The following is a 16,612-nucleotide window of genomic DNA, read 5'->3' as shown; positions in this document are numbered from 1 at the left end:
GATCTCCCCTTAGGACAGATATTTATTGAAGAAAATCTCTTCAACATTTTCGGTTCCCTTAATCTCTTTCAATTTGCCGATGACTTCCGAATCGGCTTCGGTTTGAATACCAACAATCATAATGTTTCTGCTCATGGAACTGATTTTGCCAACCTGCATACTGGTAATGTTGATGTTATGCTCACCCAATACAGTCCCGACTTTGCCGATCATTCCCGGATAATCCTCATGTGAGATAAGCAGGAACCATCCCGAAGGATCTATTTCAACCCTGAAATCGTCGATCTCCACAATCCGCTGTTCACTTTTGCCGAAAAGCGTACTTGCTACCTTATGCTCAGTCAAATCAGTTTTAACGGTAATGCTGATCAGATCAACAAAGCTTTGTGCCTCTTTGCTTTTGATCTCCTTGACGGTTATGCCGCGTTCTTTCGCAACTTCAGGCGCGTTGACAATATTGACCTCTTCCTGAAGGATTGGATTTAAGACCTCTTTTATGGCTGCCAACGTCAGCATTTTGGTATCCGCAGTGCTGATATCTCCATTATAGCGGACTTCAATGTTTTTTATTCTTCCTTCAGTCAGTTTGACAGCCAGAACACACATTTTTTGCATCAAGTGAAGGTAAGGCTTGATCATATTCATGACATCTCTTGATACAGGCGGAATATTCAGTGAAGTTGAAACCGGTTCGGATCTCAGCGCAGCGAGCACGCCGCGGGCTGCGCAAACCGCAACCTCGTTTTCAGCTTCCTGCGTCCGGGAGGCAATCCTGGGAGTGCAGACCACATTCTCCATCTTCACCAGCGGATGATCTGGCTGAAGAGGTTCTTCAGCAAACGCATCCAAAGCTGCCCCGGACACAATCTCTTCCTGCAGTGCCCAGATCAAAGCTTCCTCATCAATGATTCCGCCTCTGGCACAGTTAATAATCTTGATGCCCTTTTTCATTTTGGAAAACGCATCTTTATTCAGCAGATTGCGCGTGTCAACTGTCGCCGGAATATGCAGTGTCAGGTAATCTGCTTTACTTAAGATCTCATCCAGATCCACCAGCTCAATCCCCAGCTCTCTGCCTTTATCATCACTTAAAAACGGGTCATAGGCAATCACTTTCATATCGAACGCTTTGGCCCGCTTGGCCACGCCCATGCCGACCCGCCCCAGGCCGATGATGCCCAAGACCTTTTCTTTCAGCTCCATTCCTAGGAACTTCTGTCTTTGCCACTCTCCGCGCTTGACAGAGGAATAAGCCTGAGGAATCCTTCTGGCCAGAGCCAGGATCATCCCGATGGTATATTCAATGGAAGAAGCACTGTTGCCCTGAGGGGCATTCAGGACAACAATCCCCTGCTTTGTGGCTGCCTGAATATCGATATGCTCAACTTCCAGACCAGCCCTTCCGATTACTTTCAAATTCCTGCCGGCTTCAATGACTTCACTGCTGACAATCGTATCGCCTCTGATGACCAGAGCATCATATTTCGGAATCATTTTGATCAGTTCTTCCTGAGATAATGTACAATATGTATCCACGTCATGTTCTTCACGCAGCAGTTGAATTCCAGCCTCTGCCACTTTGTTATTCACCAAAATCTTCATCTGACTCTACCCCCAGTATCTGAAATAAACTAAACCTCCCATCCCCATGGAGACGAGAGGTAATACCTTCCCTTGCAGCGATTTGCCTAAATTTTAGGTTATTTTGATTATAGAGTTTATTGATTCTTCTGTCAAGAATCCGTCTTTTGAATCAACATACTTGGCAGCTGACTGTCCTCAGTGTCATGCGATCACTCTTCTGCTGCCCCGGTAATGCTCCGCCCAGTAACGTTCATCCAGTGAAGAAACCTGAACGCAATGCTTGGCCGCAGAAATAAACTTGTTATCACCGAGATAGATTCCAACATGACTTGCTCCGGCTCCGTTGGTATGAAAAAAGATCAGATCACCAGGTTCTAATCTTGTTTTGGGTATTCCGACCCCCTCTCTGAATTGTTCATACGATGTCCTTGGAAGTTGAATTCCATTCTCAAGAAATACTCTTTGAACCAGCCCTGAACAGTCGACACCGGATCTCGACCGGCCGCCCCATTTATAGGCAGTCCCATTCCAGTTTAGTACCGAAGCTACGATACCGGCCTGAATTTCTGCTTTTTCTTTGCTTGCTTCTATGAGGGAAAGGGTACTGACATTTACACAAGAAAAGCTGCTCTCGCCAGCTTTTTCCTCCATGATTCTAATATTGTCGGTCTGCATAGGGCTTTCGTCAACCGTTTTAGCAGGAGCTGCCGTAATCTTAGTACGCAAGGAGGCAATTTCCTGCAGGGCATAAGGATTTGAGGGGACTACGGCAGTTCCGGCCAGTAGAAGTGCTGTTAGGCCAATCACCTGTTTTGGAACGAAGGTGGGCTGATTGGATTCTGCCAAAGGGAGCGCAACTTGCATGATTCGAAACTCCTTTCCAAATAAAATCCAGACAGTCTATATCATTTTTTTATGCAGTAAGGAGATGGATTATGCTTTTTATCCGGCCAGGCAAAGAAAAAGGTTGTCTGCACATTCATATCATTCTTATATTTTTTGCATTTTTTTCCTTTGTTTTATTTTCTTCATTGTTTTATCTTCTTCTGTAATTCTTCCTCATAAAAAGATTTGTCATTTTTTTGCCTGAATAGCAAAACATTTCATCGTATTTGTGTTGTAGAATTGAACAAACTAAAATAAGAAAAATATAAAGAGGTGATTTAGTTTGGGGAGAAAATCAAATTCTGATTTGAATCAACTAAAATATGAAGTTTCCAAGGAGTTGGGTATCATGAACAGCGGACCGCAGGAATATGCGCAGTATCTGAACAACGCCAAATATGAAGTAGCCAATGAATTGGGCATCCAGTTAAACAAGGGATATAACGGAGACATCACATCAAGGGATGCCGGCCGGATTGGCGGTCAAATTGGCGGAAAAATCGGTGGAAATATGGTTAAAAAGATGATTGAATTTGCCGAAAGTAACATGGTGAACAACGGTGGAAGACTCTAGTACTGATCAAGAGGATGGTTTCCATCCTCTTCTTTAAATGATCACATTTCCTCAATTTCCTCATATTCTTTAACCAAATCACTGATCATTTTCCCTGCAGGTAGGATTTCAGTTATCTTTTCAATATATTGTCCTGAAAAAATCAGTCCCTGATCCAAATTACCCTGTTGAGCATTGATCAAGGCCTCCTTTATGCAAAAAGTTGCTGTGCATTTTTTTAAACAGCCCTCACATATTTGTGGGGATTTTACTTTCCCCGAAAGGATTTCATCTGTAAATTTATTTCGGATTGCTCTCCCGGGCAGCCCGACGGGACTTTGAATGATGACAATATCTTCTGCCGTTGCTCTCAGATAAGCTTCTTTGAGGGCCGGTGCTCCGTTCGCCTCTTCACTGGCTGCAAAACGGATCCCCATTTGCACGCCGTCAGCACCAAGGCTAAACGCCTCCTGTAAATCTCCCGTATCCACAATGCCTCCTGCCGCAATGACCGGGATAGAAATAGCCGCCTTGACCTCAGGAACAAGAATTCTCATGGACTGATCTGTTCCGAGATGTCCTCCCGCTTCTTTCCCTTCTACTACGACCGCTGCCGCTCCCAAGCTTTCAGAAATCCTGGCAAGCTTGGCCGTCGATACAATCGGGACTAAAGGGGTTTTTGCCTCAGCGCACCAGCGAAAAATATCCCTGGAAAAACCGGCTCCCTGGATAATCAGGTCAATGCCTTCTTCCAACGCAGCGCAGACAAGTTCTTTGAAACGCGTTGCTGCAAACATAATATTTATTCCGATGATTCCTTTGGATTTCTCCCTGGCCTTCCTGATTTCACCTTTTAACTCAGTTTCATCCAAAGACGTCGCAGCAATAATCCCTATTCCACCAGCGTTGGCCACAGCCGCAGCCAGCTGAAAAGTGGAAATTCTAATAGCCATCCCGCCCTGGATGATCGGATACTTCGGGATCAGACCTCCTACTCTTAACACAGGTAACTTCAAAATACAGCCCTCCAATAATTTCTTCAACAATTTCTTGAATAATTTTTGCAAACATTAATTCTTTCTAACAGTTTTCTTCATTAATTAATTTTCAAATTTCAAATTATTTTGATATTCAAAGTAATTTTCTCTTTGATTCTACCTCTTTTTGAGCCACTATTCAAGTTCATTACTCAGCGCTATACATGCTCTTTCTGTCTGTTCCACCAACATCAGGCTTTTTCATATTTTTACCGCGTAATGTTCATACTACCTATATCTGAAAAATGGAGGGCTGAACAGGATGCATACAATGTGGAAAGGTTCCATAAGTTTTGGTTTGGTCAATATTCCCATCAAAATGTTTGCTGCTACCGAAGAGAAGGACATCCATTTCAGATACATCCATAAGGAGTGCAGTACCCCTCTTAAGTATGAAAAGCATTGTCCGACATGTAACAAAGAAGTAAAAGAAGAGGAAATCGTTCGTGGGTACGAATATGAAACCGGTCATTTTATTATTATCAATGAGACAGATCTTATTGCCTTAAAATCTGAAGTGGAAGAGAAGTCAATTGAAATCCTTGATTTTATTAATCTTGCAGAAATTGATCCGATTTATTACGACAAATCCTATTACCTAGCACCGCAGGATACCGGCGGCAAAGCCTATCATCTCCTGCGACAGTCCATGAATGATACCGGCAAAATTGCCCTGGCTAAAATGACTATCCGCAATAAACAGACGCTGGCTGCCTTAAGGGTTTACAATAAGGTCCTGGTCCTGGAAACCATTTTCTATCCAGATGAAATAAGACCCGTCAGCGAGGTACCGGGAATCAGCGAGCAGCAGGGTGTCAACGAAAAAGAGCTTGATATCGCGACCCAGCTGATTACCAACTTAACTGCACCATTCGAGCCGGAAAAATATAAGGATAATTACCGGGAAGCACTGAGAGAGCTGATCAACAAAAAGATTGAAGGCAGGGAAATAGAAGTCGCACCTGAAGCGCCCCACCGTAATGTCATTGACTTGATGGAAGCCCTTCAGGCCAGTTTAAAAGAAACCAAGAAGAAACCTTCCAGGGGCAAAACAAAGACTGCAGAAAAACCAACCCGGATACTGATGCCCAGGAAGAGAAAAAGACAACCGCAAGCTAGTACCTTGTCAACTCTAAAATAAACATATTAATCTATCCATAGACGTCAAACTTAATGTGCCTGGAGATTTTTATGAAACTGCTGGAAGTAATGGAGCCTGTGCTGTCATCTGAAATCAGGACAGGTGATGCGTGGATCCACCAGATTAAATGGGACGGTATCAGAGGGTTATCCTATATTGAAGACGGCAGCGTCCAGATCTACACCAAAAGTGGCAGGGAGCGAACTTCTTTCTATCCTGAAATCCAGATAGCTCCAAAACTGCTGAACGGCCATCAGGCCGTACTGGATGGTGAACTGGTTGTTTTCAATACCGGGAACAGACCATCCTTTCATCTGATCATGAATCGGGAACGCCTCAGAAACAGTTCTAATCTGCCCGTCTATCAGCAAAAATACCCGGTCTGCTACATCTTGTTTGATCTTTTGTTCTTTAATGGCACAGACTTGCGTAACCGTCCTCTAGAAGAGAGACAAGATCTTCTTCGGACCAAGGTGTCATCTTCTTCCAACATCACGGTTACCGATGATTTTACGGACGGTTCAGCTCTGTTTAAGCTAATGAAAGAAAGAAATTACGAGGGAATCGTTAGCAAGAGAAAGAACAGCCGTTACCAAGCTGGCAAAAAACATAATGACTGGTTCAAAACCAAAATCAGCAAAAAAATCCTGGCCATTGTCGGCGGATTATCCTGGAAAGAGCAATTTCCAAACTCACTGCTGCTTGGTATCTTCCAGGGAGACCAGTACCTCTACATCGGGAATGCGAGTCTTGGACTGGCCCAGAAAGACTTCCAGCTTCTCAAGGCTTACGCTTCGGATTATACCCAGGAAAGCAGCCCGTTCGACAACCTTAAAAAAATGAAGGATACGACCTGGCTCAAACCGGTCTTGACCTGCTGGGTAAGTTTCCTGGAATGGACAGACAGCAGGAGTCTCCGCCACCCTAAAATTATTGGTTTCAGCAAAGATCCTGCCTCTGAAGCCCAAGGAAAGGAATTCATCACGGAATGAACCTGGAAGTTGACGGCAAAACGCTCACTATAACCAATCCTGAAAAATTATTATGGCCTGACCTCGGTATCCGCAAGCTTGATTATTTGAAAATCCTGCTGGAATTAGCCCCGTACCTTCTGCCTCACGTCAAAGACCGTCTACTGACGACGATCCGTTATCCTGATGGTTTCCAGGGCAAGTCCTTCTTTCAGAAAAACATCCCTGATTATGCCCCTGGGTGGATTCCGACGATCGAATGGCGGGATAATCAGTATATCATTTTAGCATCAGAAGCAATCCTCATTTGGCTCGGAAACCAGGCCTGTCTGGAATTCCACATTCCATTTAACCCCTATGACAGGGATCAGTATCCTTCTGCACTGGTTTTCGATCTGGACCCTTCCGAAGGTCAGACCTTTGAGGATGTCACGGAAGCGGCCCTGCTGATTTTTGAAGAGCTTCAAGCGCTTCAGATTACAAGCTATATCAAAACTTCCGGGGCAAGCGGACTTCAGATCCATATTCCGACAGGCGGGAAGTATGATTACGATACCGCCAGAAAAATCAACGAATTTTTTGCGGTTTATTTCAGCCAGAAATACCCCCGGCAAATTACCCTGGAGCGCAGTGTCGCCAAAAGAGGCCATAAGCTCTATTTTGACTATCTGCAGATGTGGCAGGGTAAAACCATCATCAGTCCTTATTCTCCAAGGGCAACGGCCTACGCCTCCGTTGCCGCTCCGCTGGAATGGGGGGAGCTGCGGCACGGGGTCAAACCCCAGGATCTTAATCTGCTGAATATCAGCAGCAGGCTGAAAGATAAAGGAGATCTCTTTGCTCCGCTGAAAAATGGACAGAACAGCAGGAGCTGCCAAGATCTCGACTTTATCCTTGAAAAAATTTAATCATTTACCTTTATTTCGCAGATTGTAAAAATTTGGATGTATCATGACAGACAGCCGCGCTCCGCATTCATGCTCCGCTTACGCTGGAACTGTGGCACACAGACCCAGCTATGAAGGTTTAAATGTCTGGTTATTTAGAGAACGGTATACTAGTCGTTAGAGGATGTATGGAACGTAATCTCCGGGTACTTATCCTTCAGTCTGTCCAGGTAGTATTCGTCCTCAAGAAGAACGACCATCTGGTCATCCTGATCTTTGACGCACAGATTACGGAGTCCGCGCAAATTGGCCGGATCAACAAGTTTGTCGCTTCTGACCCAGCGGGCCATATGATGCAGAAGATGATGAAGCTGAATTCTTGTTCCATATTCATTTTCGAGGCGGTATTCCAGGACTTCAAACTGAAGCTTTCCCACAACGCCGACAATCAGTTCCTCCGGCCCATCCATAAAGGTCCGGAAGACCTGCACTGTCCCTTCTTCCGTCAGCTGCTTGATTCCCTTCTGAAACTGTTTGTACTTGGAAAAATCCAGATTGATAATCTTGGCAAAATACTCCGGCGCAAACTGCGGCAGCTTTTCGAATTCAAAGGTCCCTTCCTCACTCAGGGTATCGCCGATCCGAAAAATGCCCGGATCAAACAAACCCACCACATCTCCGGGATATGCCTCTTCCAGGATATCGCGTTCCTGTGCCAAGAACTGCTGTGGTTGTGGAAGCTTGATCTTCTTGCCGCTTCGGACATGATTGGCTGCCATTCCGCGTTCGAACCTGCCCGAACAGACCCGCATAAACGCAATCCGGTCCCTGTGGGCCGGGTTCATATTGGCCTGAATCTTAAAAATGAAACCTGAAAATTGAGGATCGGTCGGCTGAATGTAGCCAACCGAACTTTTTTGCGGTCTTGGCTCAGGCGCCATTTCCAGGAACTGCTCCAGAAAAGTTTGGACGCCAATACTGCTCAGCGCGCTGCCGAAGAAGACCGGAGACAGCATCCCCTCCTGAATCATTTCCTCGTCAAACGGATCCCCTGCAATATCCAATAATTCCAGATCTTCGCGAAGCTTATCATATAAGGCAGGTTCGAGACAGTCTTTGAGAGCGGGATCTTCAAGTCCGCGTTCGCCCGCCTCAATCCGTTTCCGTTCGCCGTCCCGGTAAAGCTCCAGACATTGATGCCGCCGGTCGTAGATTGCACTGAAATCTTTTCCCATTCCGACCGGCCAATTCAAAGGAACCGTATTAATGCCTAAAACATCCTCAATCTCTTGAAGGACATCCAGCGGGTCTTTGCCAAAACGGTCCAGCTTGTTAATAAACGTAAAAATCGGTATGCCTCTCATCCGGCAGACTTTAAACAGCTTGATGGTCTGGGCTTCGACACCTTTGACCAGATCGATTAGCATGACGGCGCTGTCGGCTGCCATCAGCGTGCGATAGGTATCTTCACTAAAATCTTCGTGCCCGGGTGTATCTAAAATATTGATATGAATTCCGTTATATGAAAACTGCATGGCGCTCGAAGTTACGGAAATGCCACGTTCTTTTTCAATCTGCATCCAGTCGGAAGTTGCATACTTGGCTGCTTTTCTTCCTTTTACCGTACCAGCCAGCCGGATAGCCCCGCCAAAAAACAGCAGCTTTTCTGTTAAGGTCGTTTTCCCAGCATCCGGGTGAGAAATAATTGCAAATGTCCTTCTGGGTTTAATCTGATTCTGGTTCGTCGTCTTTTCCATCAAGTTCCCTTTCCTTTTTTACGTGCGTGTTTTTGCCTATATTACTATATCATATTCCTTAACTTTTTTCTTCTTTAACACCCGCATTGCATTCAGGATCGCAATCACAGCCACGCCTACATCAGCAAATACAGCTTCCCACATTGTCGCGGCACCCATCGCTCCAAGGATGAGGACACCTATCTTTATTCCGAGCGCAAAACCAATATTTTGCCAGACAATTCCTTTCGTTTTCCGGGCAATCCGGATTGCCTCGAGCAGTTTGGCAGGTTCGTCCGTCATCAGGACAATATCCGCGGCCTCAATCGCTGCATCCGACCCGAGTCCGCCCATGGCAACCCCGATATCGGCCCTGGCCAGGACCGGCGCATCATTGACCCCATCTCCGACAAAAACGAGTTTACTGCCGTTTTCCTTCTGCTCCTCCAGTTCTTCCAGAACAGCAACCTTTTGATCGGGAAGCAATTCAGCGTAAACTTGGTCAAACCCCAACTGCTGTCCAACCTGTTCACTGATCGCCTTCGTGTCTCCGGTCAGCATAACCAATTTCTTGACCCCTGCCTGTCTCAAGCCCCGCAAAGCCTCCTGAACATCTTTTTTGACTCTGTCCGTAATCAGGATATAGCCGGCATATTGACGGTCAATCGCGATATAGGCAATCGTTCCAACCTCGGGTATTTGCGTCAGGGAGATTCCTTCCTCAGTCAGGAGCCTAGCGCTGCCGGCCATGACTTCTTTTCCCTGATATACTGTTTTTACGCCATAACCTGGTATTTCTTGGTACTGATGGATATCCTTCTGATCAATGCCCTTCGTGTTCAGTTTTTTTGTATCATCTTCGGTGTATCGTTTCAAAATCGAGGCCGCAATGGGATGACCTGAAAAATATTCAGCCGCGGCAGCATATTCCAGCAAAGTATCTTCATCAAACCCCTGAGCAACTTGTATTCCGGTAACTTCAAATACACCTTCAGTTAGCGTACCAGTCTTATCGAAGACAACCGTACGCACTTGATTCAGGCCTTCCAGGTAGTTGCTTCCCTTGATCAGGATGCCGTTTCGGGAAGCGCCTCCGATACCCCCAAAAAAGCTTAACGGAATGGAGATCACCAGTGCGCAGGGACATGACACCACGAGAAAGACCAAAGCCCGGTTCAGCCATTCGCTGAACGTGGCCCCCTCAATAAACAGCGGGGGCAGAAAAGCTAAAAGTGCAGCTCCGAGCACAATAACCGGTGTATAGACACGCGCAAATGTTGTCATGAAATTTTCTGTCTTAGCTTTTTTAGAGGTGGCCTTTTCCACCAGATCCAGAACCCGTGCAACCGTGCTCTGCTCATAAACCTTCGTAACTTTTACGGTTAAGACCCCGGTCTTATTAATAAAACCAGCCAGAATGCTGCTGCCGGCTTCGACCTCCCTCGGAATAAATTCTCCGGTGAGCGCCGAGGTATCCAAAACAGACCTGCCCACAAGCACTGTGCCATCGAGGGGAACTTTCTCTCCTGGTTTGATCAGAATCATCTGGCCTTCCCTGACTTCCTCCGGCGGCACTTTGCTTATGGAATCTCCCTTCATTAAATTCGCATAGTCCGGACGAATATCCATCAGTTCACTGATCGAGCGGCGGGAACGGTTGACAGCACTGTCCTGGAAAAATTCACCGACCCGGTAGAACAGCATCACAGCTACCGCCTCGGGATATTCCTGAATAGCCAGCGCCCCAACTGTAGCAATCAGCATCAGAAAGTTTTCATCGAGAAACTTGCCGCGGACAAAATTCCGAAGCGCCGCCCAGATAATCTGACTGCCAACCAATAAATAGCTGATCAGAAACAATACAATTTCAACGGCAGGTTTCAATTTTAGCAGAAACGCAGCAGCAAAAATAACGGCTCCAATGACAAAGCAAAACAGCTCGGCATTAACTTTCTGTTTTTTTTGTTCTCTTTGTTCTCTTTGTTCCTTCTGTTCTTTTTGTTCTTTTTGTTTTTCTTGTTCCGTGGTTTTCTCTTCTTTACTGGCTGCACCCATATCTTTGGACCTGATCCCAGTAATGCTTACCCCGGCCTCAATCCCGGAAGCGATTTTTTCAATTTGGACGGCAATATCTGTGATTTTTTCAGAATCATTTACCTCTAGATAGAGTTTACTGCCTGCAAAATCAATATTTGCAGTTATTATGCCATCCAGCTTCCTTACTTCCTGTTCGATTTTAACCGAGCAGTTTGCACAGCCAAGACCGGCAAGCAGGATGACTGCTTCCTGACTTTTTATAGCCATATCTTTTTTCTCCTCACGCATCCTTATCCTTCTTTGACATGGAGCATTCCCTGGCTGAAAATGCCTTTGATATGCTCGTCATCCAGCGCATAGAATACGATTTTTCCTTCTTTTCTGTTTTTTACCAGCCTGCATTGCTTAAGAATCCGCAGCTGATGGGAAATTGCCGACTGGGTCATATCCAATAGAAAGGCCAGGTCGCAGACACACATTTCTGCTTCGGAAAGCGCCCAGAGAATTTTTATCCTTGTCGTATCACCGAATACTTTAAACAGTTCGGCAAGATCATACAGATTTTCTTCCTGCGGCATCGCTTCTTTAACCTTACCGACAATTTCTTCATGAATAACCAGGCAGTCACACCGCAAATTCTCCGCTTTCCCCTCCATCAAAACAAACCGCTCCTTTGCAATTACGCTTATTTGAATACTTGAATACTTGAATACTTGAATACTTGAATACTTGAATACTTGAATACTTGAATACTTGAATACTTGTTCATATATTATCATATACCTTATATTTTTTATGGTCAATTTATTTTTCTATTTTTCTACTTCTCTATTTTCTACTTTTCTAATTTTTTCCTTGTACGATTCTCTGCATGATTCTTTTTTAGCCTTTTCTGCCTTGGGTTCAAACGCCACGCTCTTTGAATCGGAATCTACGCATAGCCTGTAAATATTGATTTAAGTTTTTTAAGGCCATTCGTCAGAGCAAAATAAAGATGAACGGATACAGATGAGGCCGTCATTAATGCCGCCAGATAATGCCGCCAGCGTACAGGGTTTAATCCTCCTGTCGGTTTGACCGCTCTCTGCAGGGGCTTAAAGTAGAGGGCCATCCCGGTAATAATTTGGACCGGGATCAATCCTGCGAGCGAGGTGATCAATATTTTCTGACCTGGATTGTATTTGGGATACTTCTTCTTTTTTCCGGATAGGAAGAATTCGTATTTTAAAAATCCGGGCATTGCCTTTAAGGTCTTGCGGTTCGGAATGATCTCTTTATAGTTTTTGTCTTTCATCCCGTAGCAAATCCGTGCCAGATACGAATTCAACAGTAAAAACTGGGCGACGGCGTGTGTCTTCCGGGCTGAGTCCATCCGTTTGAAACCAAAAGCGCGCGATGGGCTGTGAATGTAAAGCCCGCTAAGAATTAAAGCCAATACAGCTGGCGCATAAACCCAGTGAAGCAGTCTGGCTGTTCCTGAATGACGTTGCTTTTTCCAGTTCATATCATGATCTCCCCGATCGATGTTCTGGTGGTTATTAAATGCGTCGAACAAGAGGAGCAGATGTCAAATGCCCTGATCACCCGGCCGATTTCAATGGGCTGTTTTTCATCCGCAATTGGAATTCCGATCAGCGCTTCCTCGACCGGTCCTCTGCAATTCTGATTATCCCGAGGCGAAAAATTCCAGGCACTGGGTGTAATGATCTGGTATTGGGCAATCCTGCCGTTTTCAATCCGCAGCCAGTGTCCGAGCGGACCGCGCATTGCTCCGGTGAGGCCAATACCCTCGGCATTTTTCGGCACTTCAAAGGGTACGAATATGCGTCCCTCCGGCTCAAGCTCATCGAGCCAGGATTCCATCAAGGCCCCTATTTTTTGGGCCTCAAGTGCCCTGGCGATCATCCGGTCCATCGTCGATATGCCCTTTCGGTAATCTCCTTTGATCCAGAGCCTGGCCAGCGGTCCCCCTTCCAGTGGCACACCGGAATAACGGGGCGCCTTTATCCAAGAGTAGGCGTCTTCTTTTTCCCGTTCAGGGACTGTCTGGCCTCCAGATGGGTTTCGCGGTCCGGACTCTGCTGCATACCAGGACCTTGCCGTATGTTCTTTAATCAACGCCAGATCAAGCTTCTGGATTTGGCCGTTCAGCATTGCTCCACCGGGAAAATATCTCCCCCGATCTTGCTCAGTGCATGGAAACAGTCCGTACTCAAGCATATTTGGGGTTCTTTGGCCGAGTTCAAAGTAATCACTGTAAGCTTCTGCAAGGATGTATACATCGGGTACCATCTGACTCTGGATAAACCGATTGATTTTTTGGAGCTTCGACCGGAAATTCATGACCACATCGGCAGAAGGCGGAACTGTAGCCCCTCCAGCCAATATCCCATGAGGAAACGGAGCTTTTCCGCCTAGCAGGGCCACCATTTCGTGAGCCAGGCGGCTTATTTCCAGCGCTAAATACATATTCTGCACCATCGCGTCGTTTTTCTTTTTTTTCAGTCGCTTATCTTTGGTATAACCTGGAACAAAAGGGGCCCTCTCTGGCAAAGTCAAATAATCCACCAGGGAAAACAAATACTGATGACGGATATGATTCTGAAGCATATCTGCCCCGATGATCAGGTTTCGCAAAATGTTGGCATTGCGGGGCGGTCTGATCCCGGCAGCGTCTTCCAAGGCGTAGGAGGCAGCTGCTCCATGCAGAGATGAACAGATCCCGCAGATTCTTTCCGTAAGGTACGCGGCGTCCTGCGGATCTTTTCCTTGCAGTATCAATTCGAATCCTCTGAAAAAGATCCCGCTGCAGCGGGCATCTACCACCTTTTTGTCTTCAACTGTGACCTCTACGGCGCAGGAGTTGTTAGCCCTGGTAAGCGGCCCTATGACAATCTTTTTCATGAAGTCAGTCCTTTTCCTTTATTCGCGTTTTCATACAATCTTTTACCTGCCGTTTTCTTACTTATGACCTTTTTAAGTTGAGCCTTGATTTTTGGCTTGCTTCCGCCTGGAAGATCCTTTTTCAGTGTTTCCGCAATCTGCCGGTCAGGATGCTTCCTAACAGATGAGCGCCAATACCAAGCGCGGTCACAACCCCTGTCAATAGGCCCACCCTATTTGCCGTTACTTTGATCCCAGGAAGCTTTACATCTGGTAAGTGTTCAAAGAATGGAACGTCTCCATCGGGAAACTCCGGGCTGGCACAGCCGATACAAGGGGTATTGGCTTTTACCGGCCAGCTTAGATGCTCTCCGTTCCACTGGCGGACAGGGCAATCTGCATAGGTGACCGGCCCTTTACAGCCAATCTTATACATGCACCACGGTTCTCCCGGCTTAGCGGCAAAGATGCTGTTGTCAAAATAATCCCGCCGCTGGCAAAGGTTATGGATTGTTTCTCCATAGAAAAGTTTGGGCCGGCTATAATCATCAAGTGCTGGCTCACCGTACTGAATTAAATGGTTCAAAGTGCCCATCATCCATTCGGGGTTGATTGGGCATCCAGGCACATTGATAACTTTTCTGTCTAGAGCAGCCTGTAATGATACACATTTAGAAGGGTTCGGAGCTGCAGCATAGATCCCTCCGAACGCTGCGCAGGTACCGGCAGCAACCACGTAACGAGCTTCAGCACCCAGTTCCCGCACTGCCTGCAAAGCCGTCCAAGCCTTGCCGTTCCGATAACCGATCACAGAATACAGGCCATTGGATCTCGTTGGGATGCTCCCTTCAACCACCAGGATGTATGCCGCTTTATGATTTTTCTGGAGATCATCAAGAACATTGATGGCATCACTGCCTTCGGACGCCCCCAAAAGATAATCAAAACGAAGCTCTGCAATGCTGCTGATCAACTCCTGGTAGCCCGGATCCTTGGCATTAAGAAGGGAAAGCATGTCGCCGGCACAGGTATTCGTCCCGAGCCAGATAATGAGAGGTTTTGCTGGAACATCTTTATTCACCATACCCTTACATCCCTTCTGCGGTCTTTCGTACCCTGTTATCTTATACTTTGCGATTTTTTCAGTTCAAAGAATATTATTACCGCATGCTATTGCACTATACGAGATTTGCAGGTCTATCCTGTTTTGTTCAGGCATAAATAATTATGATTAGCCTTTCTCAAGGTTCCCCGGAAGGATGAACGAGCCATGAACTTTAAACGATTTATCTTAAGTCTGATTGTGATTGTCTTGTTAATTACAGGCTGCAAAATCATCTGGAATAGACATTTAATAACCGTAAACGCAGCCGCAGTATCCCCAGTTTCCGATTGGGAATATGAGGCCGTAATGAAAAGGGATATTCTATGTCTGATGCTGGCCTATCCCGAAACCATTACCGGTGTGGATAAAGTATCCGGAAATGAGGTCTATGTCCTTTTAAAATCCGGGAAAAAAATCTTATATGATGACAGAAAAGAAAAAAACGCCTGGCAGAAATCGGGAAACCCCGATCTCCAGGATATGATGGATCAGCTCTACTCATTGTCCAAGATTACCGAAGTTTTGCCTAATTACTACAACCCTGGCTGTGCAAGAGTTTATCCGCTTCTGAAAGAAGTCTACGGAATGAGCAAGAAATCAATCCTGTCCAATCTGATCAAAGTCAGCATTGGCTACAAGTATGTAGAGTTTAACGGGAACAATAAAGCTGCAGAATCCTTAAAGGCGGTTATGAAAGAACTGCTTCCGTTGTCCCGCCAAAGCCATAAGGTGTACGCTGCTTCTTTTCCAAGCAGCGGGGCTTTCAATTACCGGCTGATCGGCGGTACAAACAGGCTGAGTTCCCATGCCTACGGTATCGCAATCGATCTTAACAGTAATAAATACGATTATTGGCGCTGGTCCACCCGTGAAGAAGGTCAGAAAAGGCTTAATGCCTATCCCCAGGAGGTCTCTGCTATCTTTGAAAAATATGGTTTTATCTGGGGCGGCAAATGGGGAAATTTCGATATTATGCATTACGAATACCGTCCGGAAATCATTCTGAAAGCGCGTTATTTTTCCGAAAGACCCGTCTCGGGGATTCCATGGTATGACGGTTTGCAAAGCAGCCAGGAAGCCTGGGAATATATCTGGCTGATTGAAGAAAGCCTGTAGCTTTATATGCTTATCGTTCAGTCAACCTGAATTGCGAACAACACTGAATCGTGAACATCCTGGCGGTATTTTTTCTTTCATGATACAATTATTCACAAATAATACATTACTATTTCATCCCATTTTTGGTAATATTAATCATTATATACAAGTTGATCTGTTACGTTGAATATGTACGGGAGTTTTTACTCTTAGGAGGTCCTGAAACATTGAATAAAAGACAGTTGGGGCAGCGGGGCGAAGATATGGCTTTGGAACATATTAAGGAAGCCGGATTGAACATTATCCAGCGCAATTATCGCTGTCCCAAGGGAGAGATCGACATTATCGCCAGGGATGGGAAAACAATTGTATTTATCGAAGTCAGACTGAGGAGCTCCAATATCCGGGGATCCGCAGAAGAAAGCATCGGCCTCTGGAAAATCCAAAGGCTTAAAAGTATTGCCTCGTATTATCTTCTGGAACAACACTATCATCAATGGCCGCAAATCAGGTTTGATATTTTCGCCATTAACATGGCTGAAGGCGTTCCCGAGTTCAACTGGATCCAAGGGGCACTATAAATGCTTATTTTCTTTCCGTTTCTGTCTAATGTTCTGTCTAATGTTTTTGTCTGACATTCTGTCTGATTCCATAAATATCGCCAAAATTCAACTATATTAATCCATTAATGTAAC

At 45.7% G+C, this 16,612-nt stretch carries 15 protein-coding genes; 6 read left to right on the top strand and 9 right to left on the bottom strand.

The window, feature by feature from the left end; genetic code table 11:
- Positions 1-9: 9 nt before the first annotated feature.
- Both serA and DEHRE_RS05140 read right to left on the bottom strand, forming a co-directional pair.
- Positions 10-1,602: a phosphoglycerate dehydrogenase gene (serA, locus tag DEHRE_RS05145; RefSeq protein WP_019225622.1), complete on the bottom strand. Its 1,593-nt coding sequence runs from the start codon at positions 1,600-1,602 to the stop codon at positions 10-12.
- A gap of 183 nt (positions 1,603-1,785) precedes the next feature.
- A complete protein-coding gene (locus tag DEHRE_RS05140) occupies positions 1,786-2,448 on the bottom strand; it encodes a C40 family peptidase (RefSeq protein WP_019225623.1) in 663 nt (220 codons plus the stop codon).
- Positions 2,449-2,818: 370 nt separating this feature from the next.
- Here DEHRE_RS05140 and DEHRE_RS05130 point away from each other — a divergent pair, with 370 nt between their 5' ends.
- Positions 2,819-3,043, top strand: a complete 225-nt coding sequence (locus DEHRE_RS05130) for an alpha/beta-type small acid-soluble spore protein (RefSeq protein WP_025205380.1) — start codon at positions 2,819-2,821, stop codon at positions 3,041-3,043.
- A 41-nt stretch (positions 3,044-3,084) separates the two neighbouring features.
- Here the strand turns inward: DEHRE_RS05130 and DEHRE_RS05125 are convergent, their stop codons facing one another.
- Positions 3,085-4,038, bottom strand: a complete 954-nt coding sequence (locus DEHRE_RS05125) for an NAD(P)H-dependent flavin oxidoreductase (protein WP_019225626.1) — start codon at positions 4,036-4,038, stop codon at positions 3,085-3,087.
- 283 nt (positions 4,039-4,321) lie between these two features.
- Here DEHRE_RS05125 and ku point away from each other — a divergent pair, with 283 nt between their 5' ends.
- Genes ku through ligD (DEHRE_RS05110) form a run of 3 tightly spaced genes read left to right on the top strand, consistent with a single transcriptional unit; the run spans position 4,322 to position 7,079 of the window.
- Entirely contained in the window at positions 4,322-5,200 is an 879-nt protein-coding gene (gene ku / locus DEHRE_RS05120) for a non-homologous end joining protein Ku (RefSeq protein ID WP_025205378.1), read from the top strand.
- Between the two features lie 50 nt (positions 5,201-5,250).
- Complete coding sequence (ligD, locus tag DEHRE_RS05115; protein WP_019225628.1) at positions 5,251-6,192, top strand: non-homologous end-joining DNA ligase; 942 nt, start codon at positions 5,251-5,253, stop codon at positions 6,190-6,192.
- A complete protein-coding gene (gene ligD / locus DEHRE_RS05110) occupies positions 6,189-7,079 on the top strand; it encodes a non-homologous end-joining DNA ligase (RefSeq protein ID WP_019225629.1) in 891 nt (296 codons plus the stop codon). The genes ligD (DEHRE_RS05115) and ligD (DEHRE_RS05110) overlap by 4 nt, the downstream gene beginning before the upstream one ends.
- Before the next feature lie 149 nt (positions 7,080-7,228).
- Here ligD (DEHRE_RS05110) and DEHRE_RS05105 read toward each other — a convergent pair whose 3' ends face one another.
- From DEHRE_RS05105 to DEHRE_RS05080, 6 genes are all read right to left on the bottom strand, one after another.
- Entirely contained in the window at positions 7,229-8,815 is a 1,587-nt protein-coding gene (locus DEHRE_RS05105; protein WP_019225630.1) for a peptide chain release factor 3, read from the bottom strand.
- A gap of 36 nt (positions 8,816-8,851) precedes the next feature.
- Complete coding sequence (locus tag DEHRE_RS05100; protein ID WP_019225631.1) at positions 8,852-11,119, bottom strand: heavy metal translocating P-type ATPase; 2,268 nt, start codon at positions 11,117-11,119, stop codon at positions 8,852-8,854.
- Between the two features lie 2 nt (positions 11,120-11,121).
- A complete protein-coding gene (locus DEHRE_RS05095; protein ID WP_019225632.1) occupies positions 11,122-11,487 on the bottom strand; it encodes an ArsR/SmtB family transcription factor in 366 nt (121 codons plus the stop codon).
- Between the two features lie 275 nt (positions 11,488-11,762).
- Positions 11,763-12,335, bottom strand: a complete 573-nt coding sequence (locus DEHRE_RS05090) for a cytochrome b/b6 domain-containing protein (protein ID WP_019225633.1) — start codon at positions 12,333-12,335, stop codon at positions 11,763-11,765.
- Positions 12,332-13,735: a nickel-dependent hydrogenase large subunit gene (locus tag DEHRE_RS05085; protein WP_019225634.1), complete on the bottom strand. Its 1,404-nt coding sequence runs from the start codon at positions 13,733-13,735 to the stop codon at positions 12,332-12,334. The genes DEHRE_RS05090 and DEHRE_RS05085 overlap by 4 nt, the downstream gene beginning before the upstream one ends.
- A 121-nt stretch (positions 13,736-13,856) precedes the next feature.
- Entirely contained in the window at positions 13,857-14,798 is a 942-nt protein-coding gene (locus DEHRE_RS05080) for a hydrogenase small subunit (RefSeq protein WP_025205375.1), read from the bottom strand.
- 186 nt (positions 14,799-14,984) lie between these two features.
- Here DEHRE_RS05080 and DEHRE_RS05075 point away from each other — a divergent pair, with 186 nt between their 5' ends.
- Both DEHRE_RS05075 and DEHRE_RS05070 read left to right on the top strand, forming a co-directional pair.
- Positions 14,985-15,935: a M15 family metallopeptidase gene (locus DEHRE_RS05075; protein ID WP_019225635.1), complete on the top strand. Its 951-nt coding sequence runs from the start codon at positions 14,985-14,987 to the stop codon at positions 15,933-15,935.
- Between the two features lie 209 nt (positions 15,936-16,144).
- A complete protein-coding gene (locus DEHRE_RS05070) occupies positions 16,145-16,498 on the top strand; it encodes a YraN family protein (protein WP_019225636.1) in 354 nt (117 codons plus the stop codon).
- Positions 16,499-16,612: the final 114 nt, after the last annotated feature.

This window comes from Dehalobacter restrictus DSM 9455 (assembly GCF_000512895.1).
GTDB classification, from domain to species: domain Bacteria; phylum Bacillota; class Desulfitobacteriia; order Desulfitobacteriales; family Syntrophobotulaceae; genus Dehalobacter; species Dehalobacter restrictus.
The sequence above is the reverse complement of the archived record's forward strand: the minus strand, read 5'-3'. Positions and strand labels throughout refer to the sequence as shown.

Coding starts and splice junctions, on each gene's coding strand:
- DEHRE_RS05080 (WP_025205375.1), bottom strand. CDS start 14,798: ATGGTGAATAAAGATGTTCCAGCAAAACCTCTCATTATCTGGCTCGGG.
- DEHRE_RS05085 (WP_019225634.1), bottom strand. CDS start 13,735: ATGAAAAAGATTGTCATAGGGCCGCTTACCAGGGCTAACAACTCCTGC.
- serA (WP_019225622.1), bottom strand. CDS start 1,602: ATGAAGATTTTGGTGAATAACAAAGTGGCAGAGGCTGGAATTCAACTG.
- DEHRE_RS05075 (WP_019225635.1), top strand. CDS start 14,985: ATGAACTTTAAACGATTTATCTTAAGTCTGATTGTGATTGTCTTGTTA.
- DEHRE_RS05130 (WP_025205380.1), top strand. CDS start 2,819: ATGAACAGCGGACCGCAGGAATATGCGCAGTATCTGAACAACGCCAAA.
- ku (WP_025205378.1), top strand. CDS start 4,322: ATGCATACAATGTGGAAAGGTTCCATAAGTTTTGGTTTGGTCAATATT.
- DEHRE_RS05105 (WP_019225630.1), bottom strand. CDS start 8,815: ATGGAAAAGACGACGAACCAGAATCAGATTAAACCCAGAAGGACATTT.
- DEHRE_RS05100 (WP_019225631.1), bottom strand. CDS start 11,119: ATGCGTGAGGAGAAAAAAGATATGGCTATAAAAAGTCAGGAAGCAGTC.
- ligD (WP_019225629.1), top strand. CDS start 6,189: ATGAACCTGGAAGTTGACGGCAAAACGCTCACTATAACCAATCCTGAA.
- DEHRE_RS05090 (WP_019225633.1), bottom strand. CDS start 12,335: ATGAACTGGAAAAAGCAACGTCATTCAGGAACAGCCAGACTGCTTCAC.
- DEHRE_RS05095 (WP_019225632.1), bottom strand. CDS start 11,487: ATGGAGGGGAAAGCGGAGAATTTGCGGTGTGACTGCCTGGTTATTCAT.
- ligD (WP_019225628.1), top strand. CDS start 5,251: ATGAAACTGCTGGAAGTAATGGAGCCTGTGCTGTCATCTGAAATCAGG.
- DEHRE_RS05140 (WP_019225623.1), bottom strand. CDS start 2,448: ATGCAAGTTGCGCTCCCTTTGGCAGAATCCAATCAGCCCACCTTCGTT.